Genomic DNA, 21405 nt, shown 5'->3' on the forward strand with positions numbered 1-21405 from the left:
TACATATAACACAAGTGAAATGCAAGTCAAACTTAGATTTTTCTTGTGCAACACACTTTTATTATTATACATACTATCACAAGTATTTACAAGTACATTCTACGTGGTCTTTCATATCCATTTTCTTCATTTGGAATTATCGAGAAACCCATTAAATAAACTCCAGTTATAATAGAAGAAAGAATGAATATTCTTTACAAATAGAAAAGAAGCAGATGGCGTCCCATCTGCTTCTTCCGGAAGGCGTCCCTTCCAATATTGTTTTATCAATCAATTATTCTTGGATTGTAGCAACTACGCCAGCGCCTACAGTACGTCCACCCTCACGGATAGAGAATTTAGTACCTTCTTCGATAGCGATTGGAGCGATAAGTTCTACAGTCATTTCGATGTTGTCTCCAGGCATAACCATTTCTACGCCTTCAGGAAGGTTACAAATACCAGTTACGTCAGTTGTACGGAAGTAGAACTGAGGACGGTAGTTTGTAAAGAATGGAGTGTGACGTCCACCTTCTTCTTTAGAAAGAACATAAACTTCAGCTTTGAACTTTGTGTGTGGAGTGATAGTGCTTGGTTTAGCAAGAACTTGTCCACGTTGGATATCTTCACGGGATACACCACGAAGAAGTGCACCGATGTTGTCACCAGCTTCAGCATAGTCAAGAAGTTTACGGAACATTTCAACACCAGTTACAGTTGTTGGTTTAGACTCTTCGTTGAAACCGATGATGTCAACAACGTCACCGACTTTAACTTGTCCACGCTCAACACGGCCAGTTGCAACTGTACCACGACCAGTGATTGAGAATACATCCTCAACTGGCATCATGAATGGCTTGTCAGTGTCACGAGTTGGTTCTGGGATGTACTCATCAACAGCTGTCATTAATTCATGGATTTTTTCTTCCCAAGCAGCTTCTCCTTGAAGAGCTTTAAGGGCAGATCCTTTGATAACTGGAATGTCATCGCCAGGGAATTCGTATTCAGATAGAAGATCACGGATTTCCATTTCTACTAATTCAAGAAGTTCTTCGTCATCTACCATGTCGCATTTGTTCATGAATACTACTAGGTATGGTACACCTACTTGACGAGAAAGAAGGATGTGCTCACGAGTTTGTGGCATTGGGCCATCAGCAGCAGATACTACTAGGATTCCGCCGTCCATTTGTGCAGCACCTGTGATCATGTTTTTAACATAGTCAGCATGTCCTGGGCAGTCAACGTGTGCATAGTGACGAGTAGCTGTTTCGTACTCAACGTGTGCAGTAGAGATTGTGATACCACGTTCTCTTTCTTCTGGAGCACCATCGATTTGGTCATAAGCGCGAGCTTCTGCTCCACCAGATTTAGCAAGTACAGTTGTGATTGCAGCAGTTAGAGTTGTTTTACCATGGTCAACGTGACCAATTGTTCCAACGTTAACGTGCGGTTTTGAACGATCAAATTTAGCTTTTCCCATTAGGAATTCCTCCTTAAAATTATAAATAAAAAATTAAGTATATAGGGGCTGCGAAAGAAGACTAATTCTTCCATCACAGCTTACATAAGATAGTTATACTTTAATAAGAGATGAAAATCAATTATTCACCTTTATTTTTTTTGATGATTTCTTCAGAAATGCTCTTAGGTACTTCTTCATAATGATCGAAGTGCATAGAGAATGTTCCGCGTCCTTGAGTGTTAGAACGTAAAGATGTAGCATATCCGAACATTTCAGATAGTGGAACCATCGCTTTAACCATTTGCGTGTTACCGCGAGCTTCCATACCTTCTACACGACCACGACGAGATGTGATATCTCCCATGATGTCGCCTAGGTAATCTTCTGGAATAACTACTTCCACTTTCATGATCGGTTCAAGGATGACAGGACTACATTTAGATGCTGCATTTTTAAGTGCCATAGATGCAGCAATTTTAAATGCCATTTCGTTGGAGTCAACGTCATGGTAAGATCCGTCGAATAATTTAGCTTTGATGTCGACTAGCGGGTAACCAGCAAGTACACCACGGTCAAGTGAATCAACTAATCCAGCTTGTACAGCAGGGATATATTCACGTGGTACTACACCACCGACGATAGCATTTTCAAATTCGAATCCTTTACCTTCTTCGTTTGGACCAAATTCGATCCATACGTGTCCGAATTGTCCACGACCACCAGATTGGCGAACGAATTTACCTTCAACTTTAGCTGAACCACGGAAAGTTTCACGGTATGCTACTTGAGGAGCACCAACGTTTGCTTCCACTTTGAATTCGCGACGCATACGGTCAACAAGGATGTCCAAGTGAAGTTCACCCATACCCGCGATGATCGTTTGACCAGTTTCTTGGTCAGTATGCGCACGGAATGTTGGATCTTCATCTTGAAGCTTTTGTAAAGCTTGTGACATTTTGTCTTGGTCTGCTTTTGATTTCGGTTCAACTGATAGAGAGATAACTGGCTCTGGGAATACCATGGACTCAAGAATTACTTGGTTCTTGTCATCACATAGAGTATCTCCAGTTGTAGTATCTTTCAAACCAACGGCTGCTGCGATATCTCCTGCATATACAGTAGAAATTTCTTCACGGCTGTTTGCGTGCATTTGAAGGATACGTCCAATACGCTCACGTTTTCCTTTAGTTGAGTTGATTACATAAGATCCTGATTCTAGTGTACCAGAGTACACACGGAAGAATGTAAGTTTACCAACGTAAGGGTCAGTCATAACTTTAAACGCTAAAGCAGAGAACGGTTCAGAATCATCTGAATGACGTTCAACTTCATCTTCTGAATCCGGTAATGTACCTTTGATAGCTGGTACATCCAATGGAGAAGGAAGGAAGTCGATAACGTTATCAAGCATTAATTGAACACCTTTGTTTTTGAAAGCCGATCCGCAGATAACTGGGAAGAATTCAACATTAACGGTTGCTGTACGGATAGCTGCTTTCAATTCAGCAATGCTGATTTCTTCGCCGCCAAGGTATTTTTCCATTAAGTCTTCATTAACTTCTGCTACTGCTTCAATTAACTTTTCACGGTATTCTTCAGCTAATTCCCGGTGTTCTTCAGGAATTTCACCGATAGTGATATCAGTTCCAAGGTCATTGCCGTAGAAATGAGTTTTCATTTCAATAAGGTCAATGATTGCAGAGAATTGATCTTCTGCTCCGATTGGTAACTGAACTGGGTGAGCGTTAGCTTGTAAACGATCGTGGATTGTTCCAACTGAATACAAGAAGTCTGCACCGATTTTGTCCATTTTATTTACGAATACGACACGTGGTACACCATAAGTTGTAGCTTGGCGCCAAACCGTTTCAGTTTGAGGCTCAACACCTGATTGGGCATCAAGTACGGCTACAGCTCCATCAAGTACGCGCAAAGAACGTTCAACTTCAACTGTGAAGTCTACGTGTCCCGGTGTATCGATGATGTTTACACGGTGACCTTTCCACTGCGCAGTTGTTGCAGCGGAAGTGATCGTGATTCCGCGTTCTTGTTCCTGTTCCATCCAGTCCATTTGTGAAGCACCTTCGTGCGTTTCACCGATTTTGTGAATTTTACCAGTGTAATATAGAACACGTTCTGTTGTTGTCGTCTTACCAGCATCGATGTGAGCCATGATACCGATATTACGAGTGTTTGCTAAGGAGAACTCTCTTGCCATTTGTCTTTCTCCTTCCTTCTATAAGGATTTTATAGTGATTAATCTTACCAGCGATAATGCGCGAAAGCTTTATTGGCTTCAGCCATTTTGTGTGTATCTTCACGTTTCTTAACTGCTGCTCCAGTATTGTTGGCAGCATCCATGATTTCATAAGCTAAACGCTCTTCCATCGTTTTTTCTCCACGAAGGCGAGAGTAGTTTACTAACCAACGAAGTCCTAGAGTCGATTTACGATCTGGACGCACCTCAACTGGTACTTGGTAGTTAGCTCCACCCACACGGCGTGCTTTTACTTCTAGTACAGGCATGATGTTTTTAAGTGCTTGATCGAAAACTTCGATCGGCTCATTGCCAGTACGTTCTTTGATTAAATCAAATGCAGAGTAAAGAATTTTTTGTGATTTACCTCTTTGTCCATCAACCATTAATTTGTTGATTAAGCGAGTCACAAGTTTTGAATTATATATTGGATCTGGTAATACGTCTCTTTTCGTTACAGGTCCTTTACGAGGCATTATATTTCCTCCTTTCAAGAAAGTTCAATTTTGGTTTTAGTTTATTTTTTTGCTGCTTTCGGACGCTTAGTACCGTATTTAGAACGGCCTTGCATACGATTGTTAACTCCAGCTGTATCAAGAGCACCACGTACGATATGGTAACGTACCCCTGGTAAATCTTTTACACGTCCGCCACGGATAAGAACCACGCTGTGTTCTTGTAGGTTGTGACCGATACCTGGGATATAAGCTGTTACCTCGATACCGTTTGTTAGACGTACACGCGCATATTTACGTAACGCGGAGTTTGGTTTTTTCGGTGTCATAGTACCCACACGAGTGCAAACACCACGTTTTTGCGGAGATGATACGTTAGTTTGTGCTTTTTTAAAGCTGTTGTAGCCTTTGTTAAGTGCTGGAGATTTTGAATTAACCTCTTTAGACTCGCGTCCTTTACGCACTAATTGATTAATAGTAGGCATTACATTTTTCCTCCCTTCACGTTTTCATTTCTAGTACCACACATCCAGGTGGTTCATAAATGGGTAAAAACAAAGTCTTTGCAAATATTATTGCAAAAACATTTTTACTTTTTAATGGCAACAGTTGCTGCTCCGACATCAATACCACATGCTTTGCCAAGCATTCTCATCGAATCAACATATGTGATAGGAACATCCAATTCTTTGGCGGTCTCTACGACACGCCCAGTCAAGTATATATCTGCATCATCAGCGATGATAACTTCTTGAATTAAATTGTTTTTAAGAGCTCTAACTGCTTGCTTCGTCCCTATAATCACTGACTTTGCCTGTATTACTTTTTCATAAGACATGGTCCATATCCTCCAAAGTTACAGGGTAACATAGGAGCACCTTTGCTATAGTATCATTATAAGTCGGATACTGTCAACTTCTTTCAAAAAAATAATTCAAGCAAAAGGTTTTCCTTACATAATTCTATTAAGATTTTCAATTTGCCCAAACGGAAATTATCAAATTCTCATAGGCTTTTCAGCCGGCCATGAGTAATAAGAGAGACCAGCTCAATAAATTCTGATCCTTCATCTCCTCCAATAGGAAACGGGAGTGTGGTTTTCAGTTTAAATTATTGAGCTGGTCCTTTTTCCATTAATCCACTGTTACTGTATCGGCATTTTCGTCAACAACGACAGGGTTTGCTTTTCTGTATCTAAGCATTCCTGTTCCTGCAGGGACAAGTTTACCGATAATGACATTTTCTTTAAGCCCAAGCAATTCATCACGTTTTCCTTTTATTGCTGCATCAGTCAAGACCCTAGTTGTTTCTTGGAATGACGCGGCGGACAAGAAGGAATCCGTTTCAAGAGATGCTTTTGTGATACCTAGCAATACAGGACGGCCTGTAGCAGGTAATTTGTTGGTCAGCAATGCATCAGTGTTTGCAGTAGTGAACTGGTTGACATCCAATAATGTTCCTGGAAGCACTTCAGTTTCGCCTGCATCAAGCACACGGACTTTACGCATCATTTGTCTAACCATTACCTCGATGTGCTTATCACCGATTTCAACACCTTGCATCCGGTATACTTTTTGAACTTCATGAAGCAGGTATTCCTGAACAGTAAGCACGTCTGTAACCTTCAGCAATTCTTTCGGATCGATGGAACCCTCTGTCAACTCTTCACCACGACGGACAGGTGTATCAACAGTTACTCTTAAACGTGCTGTGTACGGCGCAGTATATGTGCGTGATTCAACAGCACCTTGAACAACGATTTCCTGTTGTTTATCCCGAATTTCATTGATGGAAACAATCGTTCCTTCAATTTCGGAAATGACAGCTTGACCTTTAGGGTTTCTTGCTTCAAATATTTCTTGGATACGAGGAAGACCTTGAGTGATATCGTCCCCAGCAACCCCACCTGTATGGAATGTACGCATCGTCAACTGTGTACCAGGTTCTCCGATTGATTGAGCGGCAATGATACCGACTGCTTCGCCCACTTCAACTTCTTGACCGGTAGCCAAGTTGCGTCCATAACATTTTTTACATACACCATGGCTGGTGTTACATGTAAAGGCAGAACGGATCCATGCTGTTTCGATTCCAAGTGATTCAATATAGTTAGCAAGATCTTCAGTAATAAGATCATTTTCAGCCACGATTACTTCATTTGTTTCTGGATGTCTGATCGCTTTTCTTGCATAACGGCCAACTAGGCGCTCTTCAAGATGCTCAATTATTTCAGTACCCTCTCTCAAGGCTGAAATTTTCAAGCCGCGGTCCGTTCCACAATCGTCATCACGGATGATGACATCTTGGGCAACGTCAACAAGTCGACGGGTAAGGTAACCGGAATCGGCCGTTTTAAGCGCAGTATCGGCAAGACCTTTACGCGCACCATGTGTAGAGATGAAGTACTCCAACACGGTTAAACCTTCACGGAAACTTGATTTGATCGGTAATTCAATGATACGTCCAGCCGGGTTGGCCATCAAACCACGCATACCAGCAAGCTGCGTAAAGTTGGAAGCATTACCACGGGCACCGGAATCACTCATCATGAAGATCGGGTTGCGTCGGTCCAGGGAGTCCATAAGTTTGGACTGAATGGTATCCTTGGCAGCACTCCAAATTGAAATGACGCGATCATAACGCTCATCCTCAGTAATAAGACCGCGTCTGAATTGTTTCAAGACGTTATCCACTTTGGTTTGAGCCTCAGTAATGATTTCTTGTTTTTCTTTTAAAACGACAATATCAGCCACACCAACGGTAATACCAGCTTTTGTCGAATATTTGAATCCAAGATCTTTCATCCGGTCAAGCATTTTGGATGTTTCGGTAATTTTAAAGCGTTTAAAGACTTCCGCGATGATATTTCCAAGAATTTTTTTCTTGAAAGGATCGATAGCAGGTTGGGACTTAATCAATTCAGGGATATTAGCGCCCTTTTCCACAAAATATTTCTCTGGAGTTTTGGTTTCCAGATTATAACGTGTCGGTTCGTTAATATACGGGAATGATTTAGGTAAAATTTCATTGAAGATCAATTTTCCAACAGTCGTAATTAGAAGTTGGCCGTTTTGTTCTTCAGTGAATGTTTCATTATTTAGTGACGATGCATGTACGGCACAACGGGAATGTAAGTGTACATATCCGTTTTGGTATGCAAGTAATGCTTCACTTGTATCTTTAAAGATCATACCCTCACCGATAGCGCCTTCTCTTTCCAATGTTAAGTAATAGTTACCTAATACCATATCTTGAGAAGGTGTAACGACAGGTTTACCATCTTTAGGGTTCAAAATGTTCTGTGCTGCAAGCATAAGCATGCGTGCTTCGGCTTGTGCTTCAGAAGATAGAGGAACGTGGACCGCCATTTGGTCACCGTCAAAGTCAGCGTTGTAAGCTGTACATACGAGCGGATGTAAACGAATTGCGCGACCTTCAACCAACGTTGGTTCAAATGCTTGGATCCCAAGTCTATGAAGAGTCGGTGCACGGTTCAATAGTACTGGGTGTTCTCTAATAACTTCTTCTAGGACATCCCATATTTCAGGAGATAAACGTTCAATTTTGCGCTTAGCGGATTTGATGTTATGCGCTAGACCTCTCTGAACAAGCTCCTTCATTACGAATGGTTTGAATAATTCAATCGCCATTTCTTTCGGAAGACCACATTGGTACATCTTTAAGTTTGGTCCGACTACGATAACGGAACGGCCAGAGTAATCAACACGTTTACCAAGAAGGTTTTGACGGAAACGGCCTTGTTTACCTTTTAACATGTGAGATAAAGATTTTAACGGACGGTTACCTGGTCCAGTTACCGGACGGCCACGACGGCCATTATCGATAAGAGCATCGACAGCTTCTTGCAGCATACGCTTCTCATTTTGAACGATAATGCTTGGTGCTCCAAGGTCCAGTAATCTTTTCAACCGATTATTACGGTTGATAACACGGCGATATAAATCATTTAAATCAGATGTGGCAAAACGTCCTCCATCAAGTTGAACCATAGGACGAAGCTCCGGTGGAATGACCGGAAGCACGTCAAGGATCATCCATGAAGGCTCATTTCCGGAGTTACGGAATGCTTCAAGCACTTCCAAGCGTTTGATTGCACGGGTTCTGCGTTGTCCTTGAGCTGTTTTAAGCTCCTCTTTCAACGACTCTACTTCCTTTTCCGTATCAATATCTTGTAAAAGTTTTTTAATAGCTTCCGCACCCATGGCGGCTTGGAATTTCTTACCGTATTTTTCACGGTATGTACGATATTCCTTTTCAGAAAGAAGCTGTTTCTTTTCTAAAGTTGTATCGCCCGTTTCAGTTACTACGTAAGATGCAAAGTAAATAACTTCTTCCAAAGCCCGTGGAGACATATCAAGAACAAGTCCCATACGGCTAGGAATTCCTTTAAAATACCATATGTGTGAAACTGGTGCTGCCAGCTCAATATGACCCATACGCTCACGACGCACCTTAGCACGGGTGACTTCAACGCCACAACGGTCACAGACTACGCCTTTATAACGAACACGTTTATATTTTCCGCAATGACATTCCCAGTCCTTTTGAGGTCCAAAAATTCTCTCACAGAATAAACCGTCTTTTTCTGGCTTTAACGTACGATAGTTGATTGTTTCTGGTTTTTTAACTTCTCCATGGGACCAAGAACGAATCTTGTCTGGTGAAGCAAGACCAATTTTCATATACTCAAAATTATTAACGTCTAACAAGGGGCCTACCTCCCTTTTAATCTCCAGGTTTAACCCTTGATTGCCGTCACGTTATGAGGCAATCTTACACCGGATGATGGTTGATTGAATCAATAAGGCTCTAACAAGGCAGCATGATATTCTAATGAACATCTTGCTGCCAGTCAGAGCAGGTAATATATTACTGGATATGTTTATATTTAATTTTATTCTTTGACAGGTGCCCCTACTTCGGAAGCAACCATATCTTTAGTTTCTGAATCAAGGCTTAATTTGTCTGCTTGGTTGGCTTCATCTTCATCTTCCAAATCACGCATTTCGATTTCACGATCTTCGGCATTGAGGATTTTAACATCCAATCCTAAACTTTGAAGCTCCTTAATCAATACTTTGAATGACTCAGGAACACCTGGTTCAGGGACATTTTCACCTTTGACAATCGCTTCGTACGTTTTAACACGACCCACGACATCATCTGATTTAACGGTTAGGATTTCTTGTAATGTATAAGCGGCACCATAAGCTTCAAGTGCCCATACTTCCATCTCACCGAAACGCTGTCCACCAAATTGCGCTTTACCACCAAGTGGTTGCTGCGTAACAAGGGAGTAAGGTCCAGTTGAACGTGCATGAAGTTTATCATCGACCATATGCGCCAGTTTGATCATGTACATGACACCAACTGATACACGGTTATCGAATGCTTCACCTGAACGGCCATCATAAAGGACAGTTTTTGCATCACGGGACATCCCGGCTTCTTCAATTGTACCCCAAACGTCTTCCTCAGTGGCACCATCGAATACAGGAGATGCTACATGAATGCCAAGTGCGCGTGCAGCCATACCTAAGTGTAGCTCCAACACCTGACCGATGTTCATACGTGAAGGTACACCCAATGGGTTTAACATGATGTCGACTGGAGTGCCATCCGGTAAATAAGGCATATCTTCTTCAGGAAGAATCCTGGAGATTACCCCTTTGTTACCATGTCGTCCGGCCATTTTATCGCCTTCATGGATTTTACGTTTTTGAACGATATATACACGTGCGAGTTGGTTTACACCAGGAGGCAGTTCATCTCCGTCTTCTCTGTTAAATACTTTAACATCAAGAACGATTCCTCCGCCGCCGTGAGGTACACGAAGTGATGTATCCCTTACTTCACGTGCTTTTTCACCGAAGATTGCATGTAATAGACGTTCCTCAGCAGTCAGTTCCGTTACACCTTTAGGCGTGACTTTACCAACGAGAAGGTCTCCGTCTTTCACTTCAGCACCCACACGGATAATTCCGCGCTCATCAAGATTACGAAGCGCATCTTCCCCTACGTTAGGGATATCACGGGTGATTTCTTCAGGCCCTAATTTTGTATCGCGTGATTCAGATTCATATTCTTCAATATGAATGGAAGTGTACACATCATCTTTAACCAATCGTTCACTCATGATGATGGCATCTTCATAGTTATATCCATCCCATGTCATGAAGGCTACCAATACGTTACGTCCAAGTGCCAACTCACCTTTTTCCATTGAAGGACCATCAGCAAGAATTTCACCTTTTACGACGTTGTCGCCAACACTTACGATAGGGCGTTGATTATAGCACGTTCCTTGGTTGGAACGAATGAATTTTAATAGACGATATTTATCAAGATTTCCTTTTACTTGCTGCCCGTCTACTTCACTTACCCTACGTACCCATACTTCACGTGATTCAACGTGCTCTACGATACCAGGGTGTTTACAGATTACGGCAGCACCGGAGTCTTTCGCTGAAACATACTCCATACCCGTTCCTACCCGAGGGGCTTCCGGTTGAAGCAAAGGAACTGCTTGACGTTGCATGTTCGCTCCCATAAGGGCACGGTTGGAGTCATCGTTTTCCAAGAAAGGAATACATGCAGTCGCGGCAGATACAACTTGTTTAGGAGATACATCCATGTAATCTACGCGGTCACGCGGAACAACGGTATTTTCACCGCGGAAACGTGCAACAACATCGTTATCAAGGAATGAGCCGTCATCCGACAGTCGTACATTCGCTTGGGCAACTACATAGTTATCTTCCTCATCAGCTGTTAAGTAATCGATTTGGCTTGTAATTTTACCTGTTTCAGGGTCCACACGGCGGTATGGTGTTTCAATGAAGCCATATGGGTTAACCTTTGCAAAACTGGATAACGAGTTAATCAAACCAATATTCGGTCCCTCAGGCGTTTCAATCGGACACATGCGGCCATAGTGGGAATAATGAACGTCACGTACTTCAAAGCCAGCACGCTCACGTGTCAGACCACCAGGTCCCAATGCAGATAGACGACGTTTATGCGTCAACTCAGCCAACGGGTTCGTTTGATCCATGAACTGGGAAAGCTGTGAACTTCCAAAGAACTCTTTAATGGATGCAATGACCGGGCGAATGTTGATTAGTTGCTGTGGAGTGATTGTGTTCGTATCCTGAATGGACATTCTTTCACGGACAACACGCTCCATACGGGATAAACCAATTCTGAATTGGTTTTGCAGCAATTCACCAACGGAACGCAGACGACGGTTACCTAAATGGTCAATGTCATCCGTGATTCCCACACCATGCAATAAATTAAAGAAATAACTGATGGAAGAAATGATATCAGCCGGTGTAATGTTTTTGACCTGGTCGGTCACATAAGCATTACCGATGATATTGATCACTTTTTCGCCTTCAGCATCGTTTGGTGCAAACACTTTAATAGGTTGAAGAAGAGTTTCTTCCTCTACTACACCACCTGATGGATGGAATGTTTTGAATCCTATTCCACCTTCGATATGAGGCAGAATCCTATCAAGAGTCCGACGATCAAGCATTGTACCTTTTTCAACAATGATTTCTCCCGTTTCAGGATCAATCAAAGTCTCTGCAATACGTTGTCCGAATAAACGGTTCTTAATATGCAGTTTTTTATTTATTTTATAACGGCCTACATTAGCTAAATCATAACGTTTCGGATCAAAGAAGCGTGATACTAAAAGACTTTTCGCGTTTTCGACAGTAGGCGGTTCACCTGGGCGTAGACGCTCATAGATTTCTAGTAATGCTTTTTCCACACTCTCGGTGTTATCCTTTTCAAGAGTGTTGCGAAGGTATTCGTTGTCACCGATCAAATCGATGATTTCTTGATCTGTTCCGAATCCAAGGGCACGCATCAATACCGTGATCGGTAATTTCCTGGTGCGGTCGATTCGAACATACACAACATCCTTGGCGTCTGTTTCGTATTCGAGCCATGCGCCACGGTTAGGAATAACGGTCGCAGAGAACCCAAGCTTACCGTTTTTATCCATTTTCCCATTGTAGTAAACACTCGGTGAGCGCACTAATTGGGATACAATTACCCGTTCAGCACCATTGATGACAAATGTACCTGTTTCAGTCATCAGCGGGAAGTCGCCCATAAATACATCCTGGTCTTTTACTTCCCCTGTTTCTTTGTTAACAAGGCGCACTTTCACACGAAGTGGTGCAGAATACGTAACATCGCGTTCTTTTGTTTCTTCCACAGAATACTTCGGCTCAGCTAAGCTGTAATCGATGAATTCTAACGATAAATTACCTGTAAAATCCTCAATAGGAGAAATGTCCTGGAACATTTCCTTTAAACCTACATCTAGAAACCATTGATAAGAAGCTGTTTGAATTTCAATCAGATTCGGAAGGTCCAAAACCTCACTGATTCTTGCATAACTTCTACGTTGGCGGTGTCGTCCATACTGAACAAGTTGACCTGTCAACTGATTCACCCCTTAAATCAAGCGTTATAAGGATCCATTTGCCTCGGAAAAGGAATCATTTCCATAGACAAAAAGAAAATGGTTTTTATTTTAAAAACCACTATTTCTCATAAAACGAACTATTATTTATATATTTTTCCCATATTATCCATTGATTATACACCAATGGTATAAAAATTGCATAGTTACGGAATTATATATATGCATTTTATAATATTAACATAGTGAAAATTTAGAGTCAAACCTTTTTGGATAATAGTATATAGTAACCTTTTTTCTTAACGGGCACTTCAACATTTCCAAATAATTGCTCCATTTTATCCATTGCGGATGGAGCCCCTTGTTTTTTTTGAATGACAACCCATAATTCTCCACCAGCTACCAAACTGCGATAGCTTTCTTCTAAAATTTCGTGGACTACACTTTTACCTGCGCGAATGGGAGGGTTCGTAAGAATCGCTGCGAATTGATTGGAGGCAACTTTGTCAAAACGATCACTTTCGTAAATATTCACATTTGCAATCCCATTAGAAGCAGCATTCTCTTTTGACAATTCAACTGCCCGGCTATTTATATCAATCATTTCTATCGTTCTATCGGGATAAGCTGCCGCAATCGATATTCCGATCGGTCCATACCCGCAACCAACATCGAGAATATTTCCTTCCACAGCTTCATTAAGGTTAAAACTCTCAACCAAAAGACGCGATCCGAAATCAACTTCCTTTTTCGAAAAAACACCATTATCACTTTTGAAGCGAAATGTACGTCCCTTTAATGTGAAATCCCAAAATTTCGGATTGCTTACGACATCCGGTTTATGTGAGTAGTAATGCTCTGTCAGAGTCATCTCCCCCTATCAGAAAGGAATATTGAAGATTTAATGAGAGAAGAGAATTGAAGAATGGATGCTTGCACGCCGGAATGTTTCAGTAACGATATCCTCGTTACCAAACCATTAACGGCCAGTTCCCGTCATTTCTTTAAAAATGAAGAAAAAAAGCCCGCCAATGATAGCGAGCTTTTTGTTTATGCAAGATTACTTAACTTCAACGCCAGCTCCAACTTCTTCAAGTTTAGCTTTGATTTCTTCAGCTTCTTCTTTAGAAGCGCCTTCTTTGATTGCTTTTGGAGTGTTGTCAACAAGTTCTTTTGCTTCTTTAAGTCCAAGACCTGTAACTTCACGTACAGCTTTGATAACTTTGATTTTTTGATCTCCAGCAGATGTAAGAACTACATCAAACTCAGTTTTTTCTTCAGCAGCAGCGCCACCAGCAGCAGCTACAGCTACAGGTGCAGCAGCAGTTACGCCAAATTCTTCTTCGATTGCTTTTACAAGGTCGTTTAATTCTAAAACAGTCATGTTTTTAACTGCTTCAATGATTTGATCTTTAGTCATTTTTATTTCCTCCTCGAAATGGTTGGTTTTTTTTGAATCAGCAGGCTAAATAAGCGGTTAGCTTACGCGCCTTGTTCTTCTTTTTGCTCTGCAACAGCTTTTGTAGCAAGAGCAAGTCCGCGCATAGGTGCTTGTAGCACGCTGAGTAGCATTGAAAGTAGGCCTTCGCGTGAAGGTAGTTCTGCAAGAGCTTTAATTTCTTCAGCAGTTGCAACATTTCCTTCGATAACTCCAGCTTTGATTTCTAACGCTTCATGTTTTTTCGCAAAATCGTTAAGGATTTTTGCTGGCGCAATAACATCTTCAGTTGAGAATGCAATTGCGTTTGGACCTGTTAATGATTCGTTCAAAGCGCTAAGCTCAGCACTTTCAGCAGCACGGCGAGTCATAGAGTTTTTGTAAACTTTAAACTCAACGCCAGCTTCACGAAGTTGCTTACGAAGTTCTGTTACTTCAGCAACAGTCAATCCACGGTAGTCAACAACTACTGTTGATTGGCTTGAAGTTAACTTTTCAGAAATCTCAGCAACGATTTTTTGCTTTTGTTCAATAATTGCGTTCATCCTTACACCTCCTGTAGATTTGCTTGAAAACATTTATACCGTTTCAAAGAAAAAGCCTTCATCTCTATTGCAGACATGAAGGCAGTAATTTCAAAAGTCATAGTCCAGGACTATTATTATCGAATTACCTCGGCAGGGAATTAAGCTCGTAATGAGCACCTACTGTCTACGGTACAAATAGTATTCATTTATTCACAACAAAACTTATTATAACAATAATAGTTTTGGTATGTCAATTATTTATTTGAAAGAAGAAGGATCAACTTTCACGCCAGGGCCCATTGTAGTTGTTACAGAAACGTTTTTCATGTAAGTTCCTTTAGCGGCCGCAGGTTTAACTTTCAATAATGTATCATAGATAGTAGTGAAGTTTTCCACTAGCTTAGCATCTTCGAAAGATACTTTACCGATAGGAGCGTGGATGTTACCAGCTTTATCTACGCGGTATTCAACTTTACCAGCTTTGATTTCATTAACAGCTTTCGTTACATCGAAAGTTACTGTGCCAGTTTTAGGGTTAGGCATTAAACCTTTAGGTCCTAACACACGGCCAAGTTTACCAACTTCACCCATCATGTCTGGAGTCGCAACGATTACATCGAATTCGAACCATCCTTGTTGGATTTTGTTGATGTAGTCAGATTCGCCAACGTAGTCAGCACCAGCAGCTTCCGCTTCTTTTGCTTTTTCGCCTTTAGCGAACACTAATACGCGTTGAGTTTTACCAGTACCATTCGGAAGAACAACAGCTCCACGAATTTGTTGGTCAGCTTTCTTAGGGTCTACGCCTAAACGGAAAGCCACTTCAACAGTCGCATCGAATTTTGCGAAGTTTGCTTTTTTAGCAACTTCGATTGCTTCAGTTACAGCATAAGCCTTAGAAACTTCTACAAGCTTAGCCGCTTCAAGATACTTTTTACCTTTTTTCGCCATGATATAAATCCTCCTAAATTGTGGTTTTAACGGAATGACCTCCCACGAATAAAGGTTGCGAGTATCAATCGCAACCCCGTAGAAACAAATAGCAATTACATGGATTAGTCTTCGATGACAATACCCATGCTGCGAGCAGTACCTTCAACCATACGCATTGCAGCTTCAACGCTTGCAGCGTTTAGGTCAGGCATTTTAGTTTCAGCAATCTCGCGCACTTGATCACGCTTGACTGTAGCAACTTTATTACGGTTAGGTTCACCAGAACCAGACTCGATACCAGCTACTTTCTTAAGCAATACTGCAGCCGGTGGAGTTTTTGTAATGAATGTAAATGAACGGTCTTCAAATACCGTGATTTCAACAGGAATAATTAGACCAGCTTGATCTGCTGTACGAGCGTTGAACTCCTTACAGAATCCCATGATGTTTACACCAGCTTGACCTAATGCAGGACCGACTGGCGGTGCCGGATTCGCTTTACCAGCAGGAATTTGCAATTTAACCATTTTAATTACTTTTTTAGCCACGAGACACACCTCCTTATAAGTCCGTGATGTGGTAATAGGGTAATACCCTCCCACTCATCTTGAATTCTTTATATATTAATAAAGAATGCTTGTATCGTTGAGGCCTAAAAATTGAAACATACTGACCTTTGAAATTTTACCACTTTCAAAAGGCAATTTCAAGTTTTTTTCCGTTTATAATTTTTCCACTTGATTAAAATCAAGTTCAACCGGTGTATCACGGCCGAACATATTGACTAGGACCCTTACTTTCCCTTTGTCTTTATCAAGTTCTTCAATCGGTCCTGCAAAAGTTGCAAATGGGCCTTCTTTAACTTGAACCGTATCACCGATTTCAAAATCAACTTCGATTTTGCTTTCATCTACGCCCATTCGTTTAAGAACGACTTCAATTTCTTCCGGAAGCAATGCAGTCGGTTTTGACCCAGCTCCAGACGAACCCACGAAACCTGTTACCCCAGGCGTATTCCGGACAACATACCATGAATCATCCGTCATGATGATCTCAACCAACACATAACCTGGAAACACTTTCTTTTTGGTCACTTTCTTTTTGCCATCTTTCACTTCTGTTTCTTCTTCTTCTGGAACTACAACGCGAAAGATCTTGTCTTCCATCCCCATAGTTTCAACACGTTTTTCCAAGTTAGCTTTAACCTTGTTCTCATAACCTGAATAGGTGTGAACTACATACCAATTCTTTTCCATGTGTTAGGACTTTAACGTCCTTCCCTCCCTGCAATCGATCATTTTCTTTATTAATCTTTATCTTTGAACGTTTTAGCCAAAAAACCATACAGGCGTCATCCCGAACTTAACTAGAATATATTGTGATGATTCATATAACAGCAGCACTCGTTTTTGAACTTCTTCACTTATTAAAAAAGACAAATTAAAAAACCCGTTTCCGGGCTTTTCTGCTGACACATATTATTCTATCACTATTATACCTTATTTTCGAATCTCTTATTCAATAACTAAGCGAATTAATTCGGAAATACCCAAATCGACCACTGTAAAGAATAAAGCCATAAATACTACAGTCGTTACCACCACGATTGTATATTTGGTAAGCTCCTTGCGTTTCGGCCAGCTTACTTTTTGCATTTCGCGAGCGACTCCGCTGAAAAATTCGGTAAAACGTTTCATGAATGTACCTCCAAGCATTAGAAGCTTCTGTCAATCTATTTATAAAACGGTTATTTCGTTTCTTTATGAATCGAGTGTGAGTTGCAAGTACTGCAAAATTTCTTGATTTCCAGCCGTTCGCCGCTTGTCGATTGTTTGCTCTCATAACTATAATTTCTTGAACCGCAATCGTTGCAGGCAAGAACTATTTTTTTTCGCATTAGATACACCTATCCTATCTACTATATCCATAAAACCTTATCACGACTGTTTTTTATTGTCAATATCAAAGCGGGTTTCACCCATTATGGACAACGTAAATCAAAACATCGGCTTGCATCTAAAAATCTTAGTGAATAAAAAAACTTCCATGTGGAGAAGGGACAGATGAAATTAAGCGGAAAAAGCGGAGGGATTATAAACTGATTTCCCTTACTTCCAGATAGCGCTCGAGCTTTCTTTTCACCCGCTGAAGGGCGTTGTCGATTGACTTAACATGCCGGTTCAACTCTTCCGAAATTTCTTGGTAGGTTTGTCCATCCAGGTAAAGAGCTAACACTTTTCTCTCAAGATCACTCAGGAGCTCGGCCATCTTTAATTCGATATCGTCAAACTCTTCTTGGTTGATGATCAGTTCTTCCGGGTCCAAAACCTTCGTACCCGATATGATATCCATTAGAGTTCGGTCCGATTCCTCATCATAAATTGGCTTGTCCAGGGAAACATAGGAATTGAGCGGAATATGTTTTTGACGTGTTGCTGTTTTGATAGCTGTAATGATCTGCCTCGTAATGCATAGTTCTGCAAATGCTTTAAAAGAAGATAACTTATCCCCTTTAAAATCACGGACGGCTTTATATAAACCAATCATACCTTCTTGCACGATGTCTTCCTTATCGGCACCAATCAAGAAATAAGTCCTTGCCTTCGCTCTTACAAAATTACGATACTTTTGGATCAAATAATCAAGCGCTTCACTGTCTCCAGTGTGCACCAACCCTATCAATTCATCATCCTCAAACTGAAGATACTTTTCGTTCAGCTTCATTCCGAATTTGAGACCCACATTATATCCCCCTGACCTGACTCAGATAGAAATATTATACAGCAGGTAAATTTTACCCGTCAATGGTTCAAATTTTACCCCGGCGCCATTTTTCGAAAATTTCTGCCACTTCTTCACTTAAAGGAATTTTAGCAACAGGTCTTATCGTTGTTGTTTTTCTTACATCTTTCTTGATTTCGCCTTGAATTTCTTCCATTTCAATTAGCAGTTCACGAGCGGATTTCCTTAGGGCCCCTTGGCCAAAGATCACCCACTGTTCCGTGAAGTCAGAGGTTGCCACTTGAATTTGCGTTTTGATATTATTCAGTTCGATGGCCATCTTTTCTATTCTTTCATCCGCAGTTTCATTTTCTTTTGTAAAAATTACATCAACTTTGTGATTTTTGAATATGCGGGCAATTCCCTGAACATATTGAGCATCAAATACGACAATTACACGGTATCCGGTAAATGCTTGATATTCCGCCATCATTTCTATCAATCGGTCCCTTGCAGCAGCAAGATTCCGTTCTTTTAATTCTCTCAGTTCCGGCCAAGCTCCAATAATGTTATAACCGTCCACCAACAGAATATTCATTTCGTCATTGCCCTAGGGGATTTCTTTTTCTATAAACCTCATACATCAATAAACCGGCTGCTACCGATGCATTTAACGAAGTTACTTTTCCTGCCATTGGAAGACGGATGAGAAAATCACATTTCTCCTTCATTAACCGGGCCATGCCTTTTCCTTCGCTGCCAATAACAAGTCCGATAGGCATCTTTCCGTCCATGTTACGATAATCATCGCTGCCTTTCGCATCGGTACCGACTATCCATACCCCTCGCTCTTTCAATTCTTCCACCGCTCTTGCCAAATTTGTAACGCGAGCTACAGGAATATATTCGATTGCACCAGTCGAAGCTTTAGCCACTGTTGCCGTCAAGCCCACTGCTCTTCTTTTCGGAATGATGATTCCATGGGCCCCGACTGCATCGGCCGTCCTCATAATCGAACCTAAATTATGCGGATCTTCAACCTCATCAAGAATCATGAAAAAAGGTGCTTCGTCCCGTTCAGCCGCTTTTGCGAATAAGTCATCCAGCTCCACATATTCATATGCAGCCACTTGTGCGATAACGCCTTGATGGATGCCTTCTACCATTTGGTCAATTTTTTTCTTCGGTACGATTTGCACGAGCACCTTCTTTTCCTTCGCGAGACCGATAAGTGGTTGCATCGAGCCTTTTTGCGAGCCCTCGGCTATCCAAATTTTATTAACTTCCCGTTCGGAGCGAAGTGCTTCCAATACGGGGTTTCTGCCAATGATATATTCTTCGCTCATGGGTTACTCCCCTTTTCTTCTTCAATGTATTCAATGGATTTTTTGATGAGTTCTTCCATTCTTTCTATTCGACCGGATAAATACAAAAATCCCATAAGAGCCTCGAAGGCTGTACTGTAGCGATACGTTTGCACATCTGTATTCTTCGGTACCGTACCGGATTTCGCATTTCGGCCGCGCCGAACGACAGCGGATTCCTCTTCCGATAGCCAATCTGACTCCAGAAAGAAGTGGATGATTTTATTTTGCGCTTTAGCAGCTACAAAAGATGTAGCTTTTTTGTGAAGTAGATTGGGCTTGACCGCCCCTTTTTGAATGAGGTGATGCCGTATATACGTTTCGTATACAGCATCACCTATATATGCTAAAGCAAGACTGTTCAGCATTTTTGCATCTACCTTACTATCGTAATGAAGCATTAATTACCCTCTTTTCCATCTTGTACCTTGAGGGGTATCCTCTAATATGATATTCATGTTTTTCAAGCGATCGCGAATTTCATCAGATAATCCAAAATTGCGGTCTTTCCGCGCTTGAATCCTTTGTTGTATCAACCCTTCAATTTCTTCATCCAGAAGCCCCTCTTCTTCAAGGGACAAACCGAGGACAGAAAATAAGGTGTTGAATTTATCAAGGAAAGCATTGATCACTTCCGTGTCTGTGTTTTTCTCCATCAAGTAATAATTTGCCTGTTTGGAAAGTTCAAAAAGCATGGATATTGCATTAGCTGTGTTGAAATCATCGTCCATTTCCTTAATGAATTGTTCATGTAAATCATTCAGCTTCTCCAACCAAACATCATTATTCTCAGTCAATCCGTCACTTACTTGAAGGCGATGCTTTAAATTTTGATATGATGTCCTTAAGCGTTCAAGGGACGCTTTTACATTTTCAAGCACTTCTTCACTATAATTGATCGGATGACGGTAATGTACTGATAACATAAAGAAGCGTAACACTTGTGGATCATGCTTCTGAATGATGTCATGCACAAGGACGAAATTGCCTAAGGACTTAGACATTTTTTCATTCTCAATATTTATATACCCATTATGCATCCAATAATTCGCAAAGGTCTTACCCGTCAATGCTTCGGATTGTGCAATTTCATTTTCATGATGCGGGAATGCCAGATCTTGACCTCCTGCATGAATATCGATGGTATCCCCCAAATACTTTTTGACCATTGCGGAGCATTCGATATGCCAGCCAGGACGCCCCTTACCCCATGGGCTCTCCCATGATATTTCATCATCCTTGGCCGCTTTCCAAAGGGCAAAATCAAGGGCATCTTGCTTTTTCTCCCCTATTTCAATACGTGCCCCCACTCGAAGCTCATCGATGGACTGATGTGAAAGCTTGCCATATCCCTCAAACTTACGAGTGCGGTAGTACACATCCCCTTCCGATTCATAAGCGAATCCTTTCTCGATTAACGCCGAGATGAATTCAATGATTGCATCCATATTCTCCATTACGGTCGGGTGAGCATCCGCATTTTTGCAGCCCAATGCCGACACGTCTTCAAAATACGCCTTGATGAAACGCTCAGATATGGTCGGGACATCTTCCCCCAATTCTTTTGCCGCACGAATCAGCTTATCATCCACATCCGTGAAGTTCGAAACGAATTGCACATCATATCCACGGTAATCCAAATACCTACGAACGGTATCGAATACGATTGCCGGTCTTGCATTGCCAATATGAATGTAATTATAGACAGTGGGTCCGCATACATACATCTTCACCTTTCCCTCTTCAATCGGGACGAAGGTTTCCTTTTTTCTTGTTGCTGTGTTATATATTTTAATCGCCAT

20 protein-coding genes and 1 other annotated feature are annotated in these 21405 nt (G+C 41.4%); all 20 genes read right to left on the reverse strand.

Going from position 1 to position 21405, the window contains the following annotated elements; translation table 11 throughout:
- Positions 1 to 274: 274 nt before the first annotated feature.
- Complete coding sequence (gene tuf, locus ACZ9AO_RS23215) at positions 275 to 1462, reverse strand: elongation factor Tu (protein ID WP_054398381.1); 1188 nt, start codon at positions 1460 to 1462, stop codon at positions 275 to 277.
- A gap of 121 nt (positions 1463 to 1583) precedes the next feature.
- Positions 1584 to 3662 carry an elongation factor G gene (gene fusA, locus ACZ9AO_RS23220; protein WP_048677880.1) on the reverse strand — a complete coding sequence of 693 codons (2079 nt, stop codon included), beginning with the start codon at positions 3660 to 3662 and terminating at the stop codon, positions 1584 to 1586.
- Between the two features lie 44 nt (positions 3663 to 3706).
- Positions 3707 to 4177 carry a 30S ribosomal protein S7 gene (rpsG, locus tag ACZ9AO_RS23225; RefSeq protein WP_048677878.1) on the reverse strand — a complete coding sequence of 157 codons (471 nt, stop codon included), beginning with the start codon at positions 4175 to 4177 and terminating at the stop codon, positions 3707 to 3709.
- Positions 4178 to 4218: 41 nt separating this feature from the next.
- Positions 4219 to 4641, reverse strand: a complete 423-nt coding sequence (rpsL, locus tag ACZ9AO_RS23230) for a 30S ribosomal protein S12 (RefSeq protein ID WP_034305038.1) — start codon at positions 4639 to 4641, stop codon at positions 4219 to 4221.
- A 104-nt stretch (positions 4642 to 4745) separates the two neighbouring features.
- On the reverse strand, positions 4746 to 4994 hold the full coding sequence (locus tag ACZ9AO_RS23235; RefSeq protein ID WP_034305040.1) for a 50S ribosomal protein L7ae-like protein: 249 nt from the start codon (positions 4992 to 4994) through the stop codon (positions 4746 to 4748).
- A gap of 295 nt (positions 4995 to 5289) precedes the next feature.
- On the reverse strand, positions 5290 to 8886 hold the full coding sequence (rpoC, locus tag ACZ9AO_RS23240; protein ID WP_048677876.1) for a DNA-directed RNA polymerase subunit beta': 3597 nt from the start codon (positions 8884 to 8886) through the stop codon (positions 5290 to 5292).
- Positions 8887 to 9071: 185 nt separating this feature from the next.
- Positions 9072 to 12641, reverse strand: coding sequence for a DNA-directed RNA polymerase subunit beta (rpoB, locus tag ACZ9AO_RS23245; protein WP_048677874.1), 3570 nt, complete (start codon positions 12639 to 12641; stop codon positions 9072 to 9074).
- A 238-nt stretch (positions 12642 to 12879) separates the two neighbouring features.
- Positions 12880 to 13485, reverse strand: a complete 606-nt coding sequence (locus ACZ9AO_RS23250; protein WP_053537440.1) for a class I SAM-dependent methyltransferase — start codon at positions 13483 to 13485, stop codon at positions 12880 to 12882.
- Positions 13486 to 13680: 195 nt separating this feature from the next.
- Positions 13681 to 14040 carry a 50S ribosomal protein L7/L12 gene (gene rplL, locus ACZ9AO_RS23255; RefSeq protein ID WP_048677872.1) on the reverse strand — a complete coding sequence of 120 codons (360 nt, stop codon included), beginning with the start codon at positions 14038 to 14040 and terminating at the stop codon, positions 13681 to 13683.
- 62 nt (positions 14041 to 14102) lie between these two features.
- The gene (gene rplJ, locus ACZ9AO_RS23260) at positions 14103 to 14603 is read right to left on the reverse strand and encodes a 50S ribosomal protein L10 (RefSeq protein ID WP_048677870.1); all 501 of its coding nucleotides are present in this window, start codon (positions 14601 to 14603) and stop codon (positions 14103 to 14105) included.
- A 39-nt stretch (positions 14604 to 14642) separates the two neighbouring features.
- Positions 14643 to 14793 (reverse strand) — a sequence feature (ribosomal protein L10 leader region).
- 50 nt (positions 14794 to 14843) lie between these two features.
- Positions 14844 to 15536, reverse strand: a complete 693-nt coding sequence (gene rplA, locus ACZ9AO_RS23265; protein WP_048677868.1) for a 50S ribosomal protein L1 — start codon at positions 15534 to 15536, stop codon at positions 14844 to 14846.
- A 104-nt stretch (positions 15537 to 15640) separates the two neighbouring features.
- Positions 15641 to 16066: a 50S ribosomal protein L11 gene (gene rplK, locus ACZ9AO_RS23270; RefSeq protein WP_034305057.1), complete on the reverse strand. Its 426-nt coding sequence runs from the start codon at positions 16064 to 16066 to the stop codon at positions 15641 to 15643.
- A 174-nt stretch (positions 16067 to 16240) separates the two neighbouring features.
- On the reverse strand, positions 16241 to 16774 hold the full coding sequence (gene nusG, locus ACZ9AO_RS23275) for a transcription termination/antitermination protein NusG (protein ID WP_048677866.1): 534 nt from the start codon (positions 16772 to 16774) through the stop codon (positions 16241 to 16243).
- Between the two features lie 258 nt (positions 16775 to 17032).
- Positions 17033 to 17215 (reverse strand): preprotein translocase subunit SecE, encoded by a 183-nt coding sequence (gene secE / locus ACZ9AO_RS23280; protein ID WP_034305062.1) that lies wholly within the window; start codon positions 17213 to 17215, stop codon positions 17033 to 17035.
- A gap of 50 nt (positions 17216 to 17265) precedes the next feature.
- The gene (rpmG, locus tag ACZ9AO_RS23285; protein ID WP_072273931.1) at positions 17266 to 17415 is read right to left on the reverse strand and encodes a 50S ribosomal protein L33; all 150 of its coding nucleotides are present in this window, start codon (positions 17413 to 17415) and stop codon (positions 17266 to 17268) included.
- Between the two features lie 194 nt (positions 17416 to 17609).
- Complete coding sequence (gene sigH / locus ACZ9AO_RS23290; RefSeq protein WP_094246690.1) at positions 17610 to 18242, reverse strand: RNA polymerase sporulation sigma factor SigH; 633 nt, start codon at positions 18240 to 18242, stop codon at positions 17610 to 17612.
- Between the two features lie 85 nt (positions 18243 to 18327).
- The gene (locus ACZ9AO_RS23295; protein ID WP_476110694.1) at positions 18328 to 18837 is read right to left on the reverse strand and encodes an NYN domain-containing protein; all 510 of its coding nucleotides are present in this window, start codon (positions 18835 to 18837) and stop codon (positions 18328 to 18330) included.
- 4 nt (positions 18838 to 18841) lie between these two features.
- Complete coding sequence (rlmB, locus tag ACZ9AO_RS23300) at positions 18842 to 19585, reverse strand: 23S rRNA (guanosine(2251)-2'-O)-methyltransferase RlmB (protein WP_034305069.1); 744 nt, start codon at positions 19583 to 19585, stop codon at positions 18842 to 18844.
- Complete coding sequence (locus ACZ9AO_RS23305) at positions 19582 to 20004, reverse strand: Mini-ribonuclease 3 (RefSeq protein WP_034305071.1); 423 nt, start codon at positions 20002 to 20004, stop codon at positions 19582 to 19584. Before ACZ9AO_RS23305 ends, rlmB begins: the two co-directional genes overlap by 4 nt.
- Before the next feature lie 3 nt (positions 20005 to 20007).
- On the reverse strand, positions 20008 to 21405 hold the full coding sequence (gene cysS, locus ACZ9AO_RS23310; RefSeq protein WP_476110696.1) for a cysteine--tRNA ligase: 1398 nt from the start codon (positions 21403 to 21405) through the stop codon (positions 20008 to 20010).

The organism is Peribacillus sp. TE19612, assembly GCF_056279465.1.

Excerpts from the sequence above, each read along its gene's own strand:
- rpsL (WP_034305038.1), bottom strand. The coding sequence starts at position 4,641 with ATGCCTACTATTAATCAATTAGTGCGTAAAGGACGCGAGTCTAAAGAG.
- fusA (WP_048677880.1), bottom strand. The coding sequence starts at position 3,662 with ATGGCAAGAGAGTTCTCCTTAGCAAACACTCGTAATATCGGTATCATG.
- ACZ9AO_RS23235 (WP_034305040.1), bottom strand. The coding sequence starts at position 4,994 with ATGTCTTATGAAAAAGTAATACAGGCAAAGTCAGTGATTATAGGGACG.
- sigH (WP_094246690.1), bottom strand. The coding sequence starts at position 18,242 with ATGAAGCTGAACGAAAAGTATCTTCAGTTTGAGGATGATGAATTGATA.
- rpmG (WP_072273931.1), bottom strand. The coding sequence starts at position 17,415 with ATGCGAAAAAAAATAGTTCTTGCCTGCAACGATTGCGGTTCAAGAAAT.
- cysS (WP_476110696.1), bottom strand. The coding sequence starts at position 21,405 with ATGGCGATTAAAATATATAACACAGCAACAAGAAAAAAGGAAACCTTC.
- rpsG (WP_048677878.1), bottom strand. The coding sequence starts at position 4,177 with ATGCCTCGTAAAGGACCTGTAACGAAAAGAGACGTATTACCAGATCCA.
- rplJ (WP_048677870.1), bottom strand. The coding sequence starts at position 14,603 with ATGAACGCAATTATTGAACAAAAGCAAAAAATCGTTGCTGAGATTTCT.
- tuf (WP_054398381.1), bottom strand. The coding sequence starts at position 1,462 with ATGGGAAAAGCTAAATTTGATCGTTCAAAACCGCACGTTAACGTTGGA.
- ACZ9AO_RS23305 (WP_034305071.1), bottom strand. The coding sequence starts at position 20,004 with ATGCTTCATTACGATAGTAAGGTAGATGCAAAAATGCTGAACAGTCTT.
- rplA (WP_048677868.1), bottom strand. The coding sequence starts at position 15,536 with ATGGCGAAAAAAGGTAAAAAGTATCTTGAAGCGGCTAAGCTTGTAGAA.
- secE (WP_034305062.1), bottom strand. The coding sequence starts at position 17,215 with ATGAAACGTTTTACCGAATTTTTCAGCGGAGTCGCTCGCGAAATGCAA.
- ACZ9AO_RS23295 (WP_476110694.1), bottom strand. The coding sequence starts at position 18,837 with ATGAATATTCTGTTGGTGGACGGTTATAACATTATTGGAGCTTGGCCG.
- nusG (WP_048677866.1), bottom strand. The coding sequence starts at position 16,774 with ATGGAAAAGAATTGGTATGTAGTTCACACCTATTCAGGTTATGAGAAC.
- rplL (WP_048677872.1), bottom strand. The coding sequence starts at position 14,040 with ATGACTAAAGATCAAATCATTGAAGCAGTTAAAAACATGACTGTTTTA.
- rlmB (WP_034305069.1), bottom strand. The coding sequence starts at position 19,585 with ATGAGCGAAGAATATATCATTGGCAGAAACCCCGTATTGGAAGCACTT.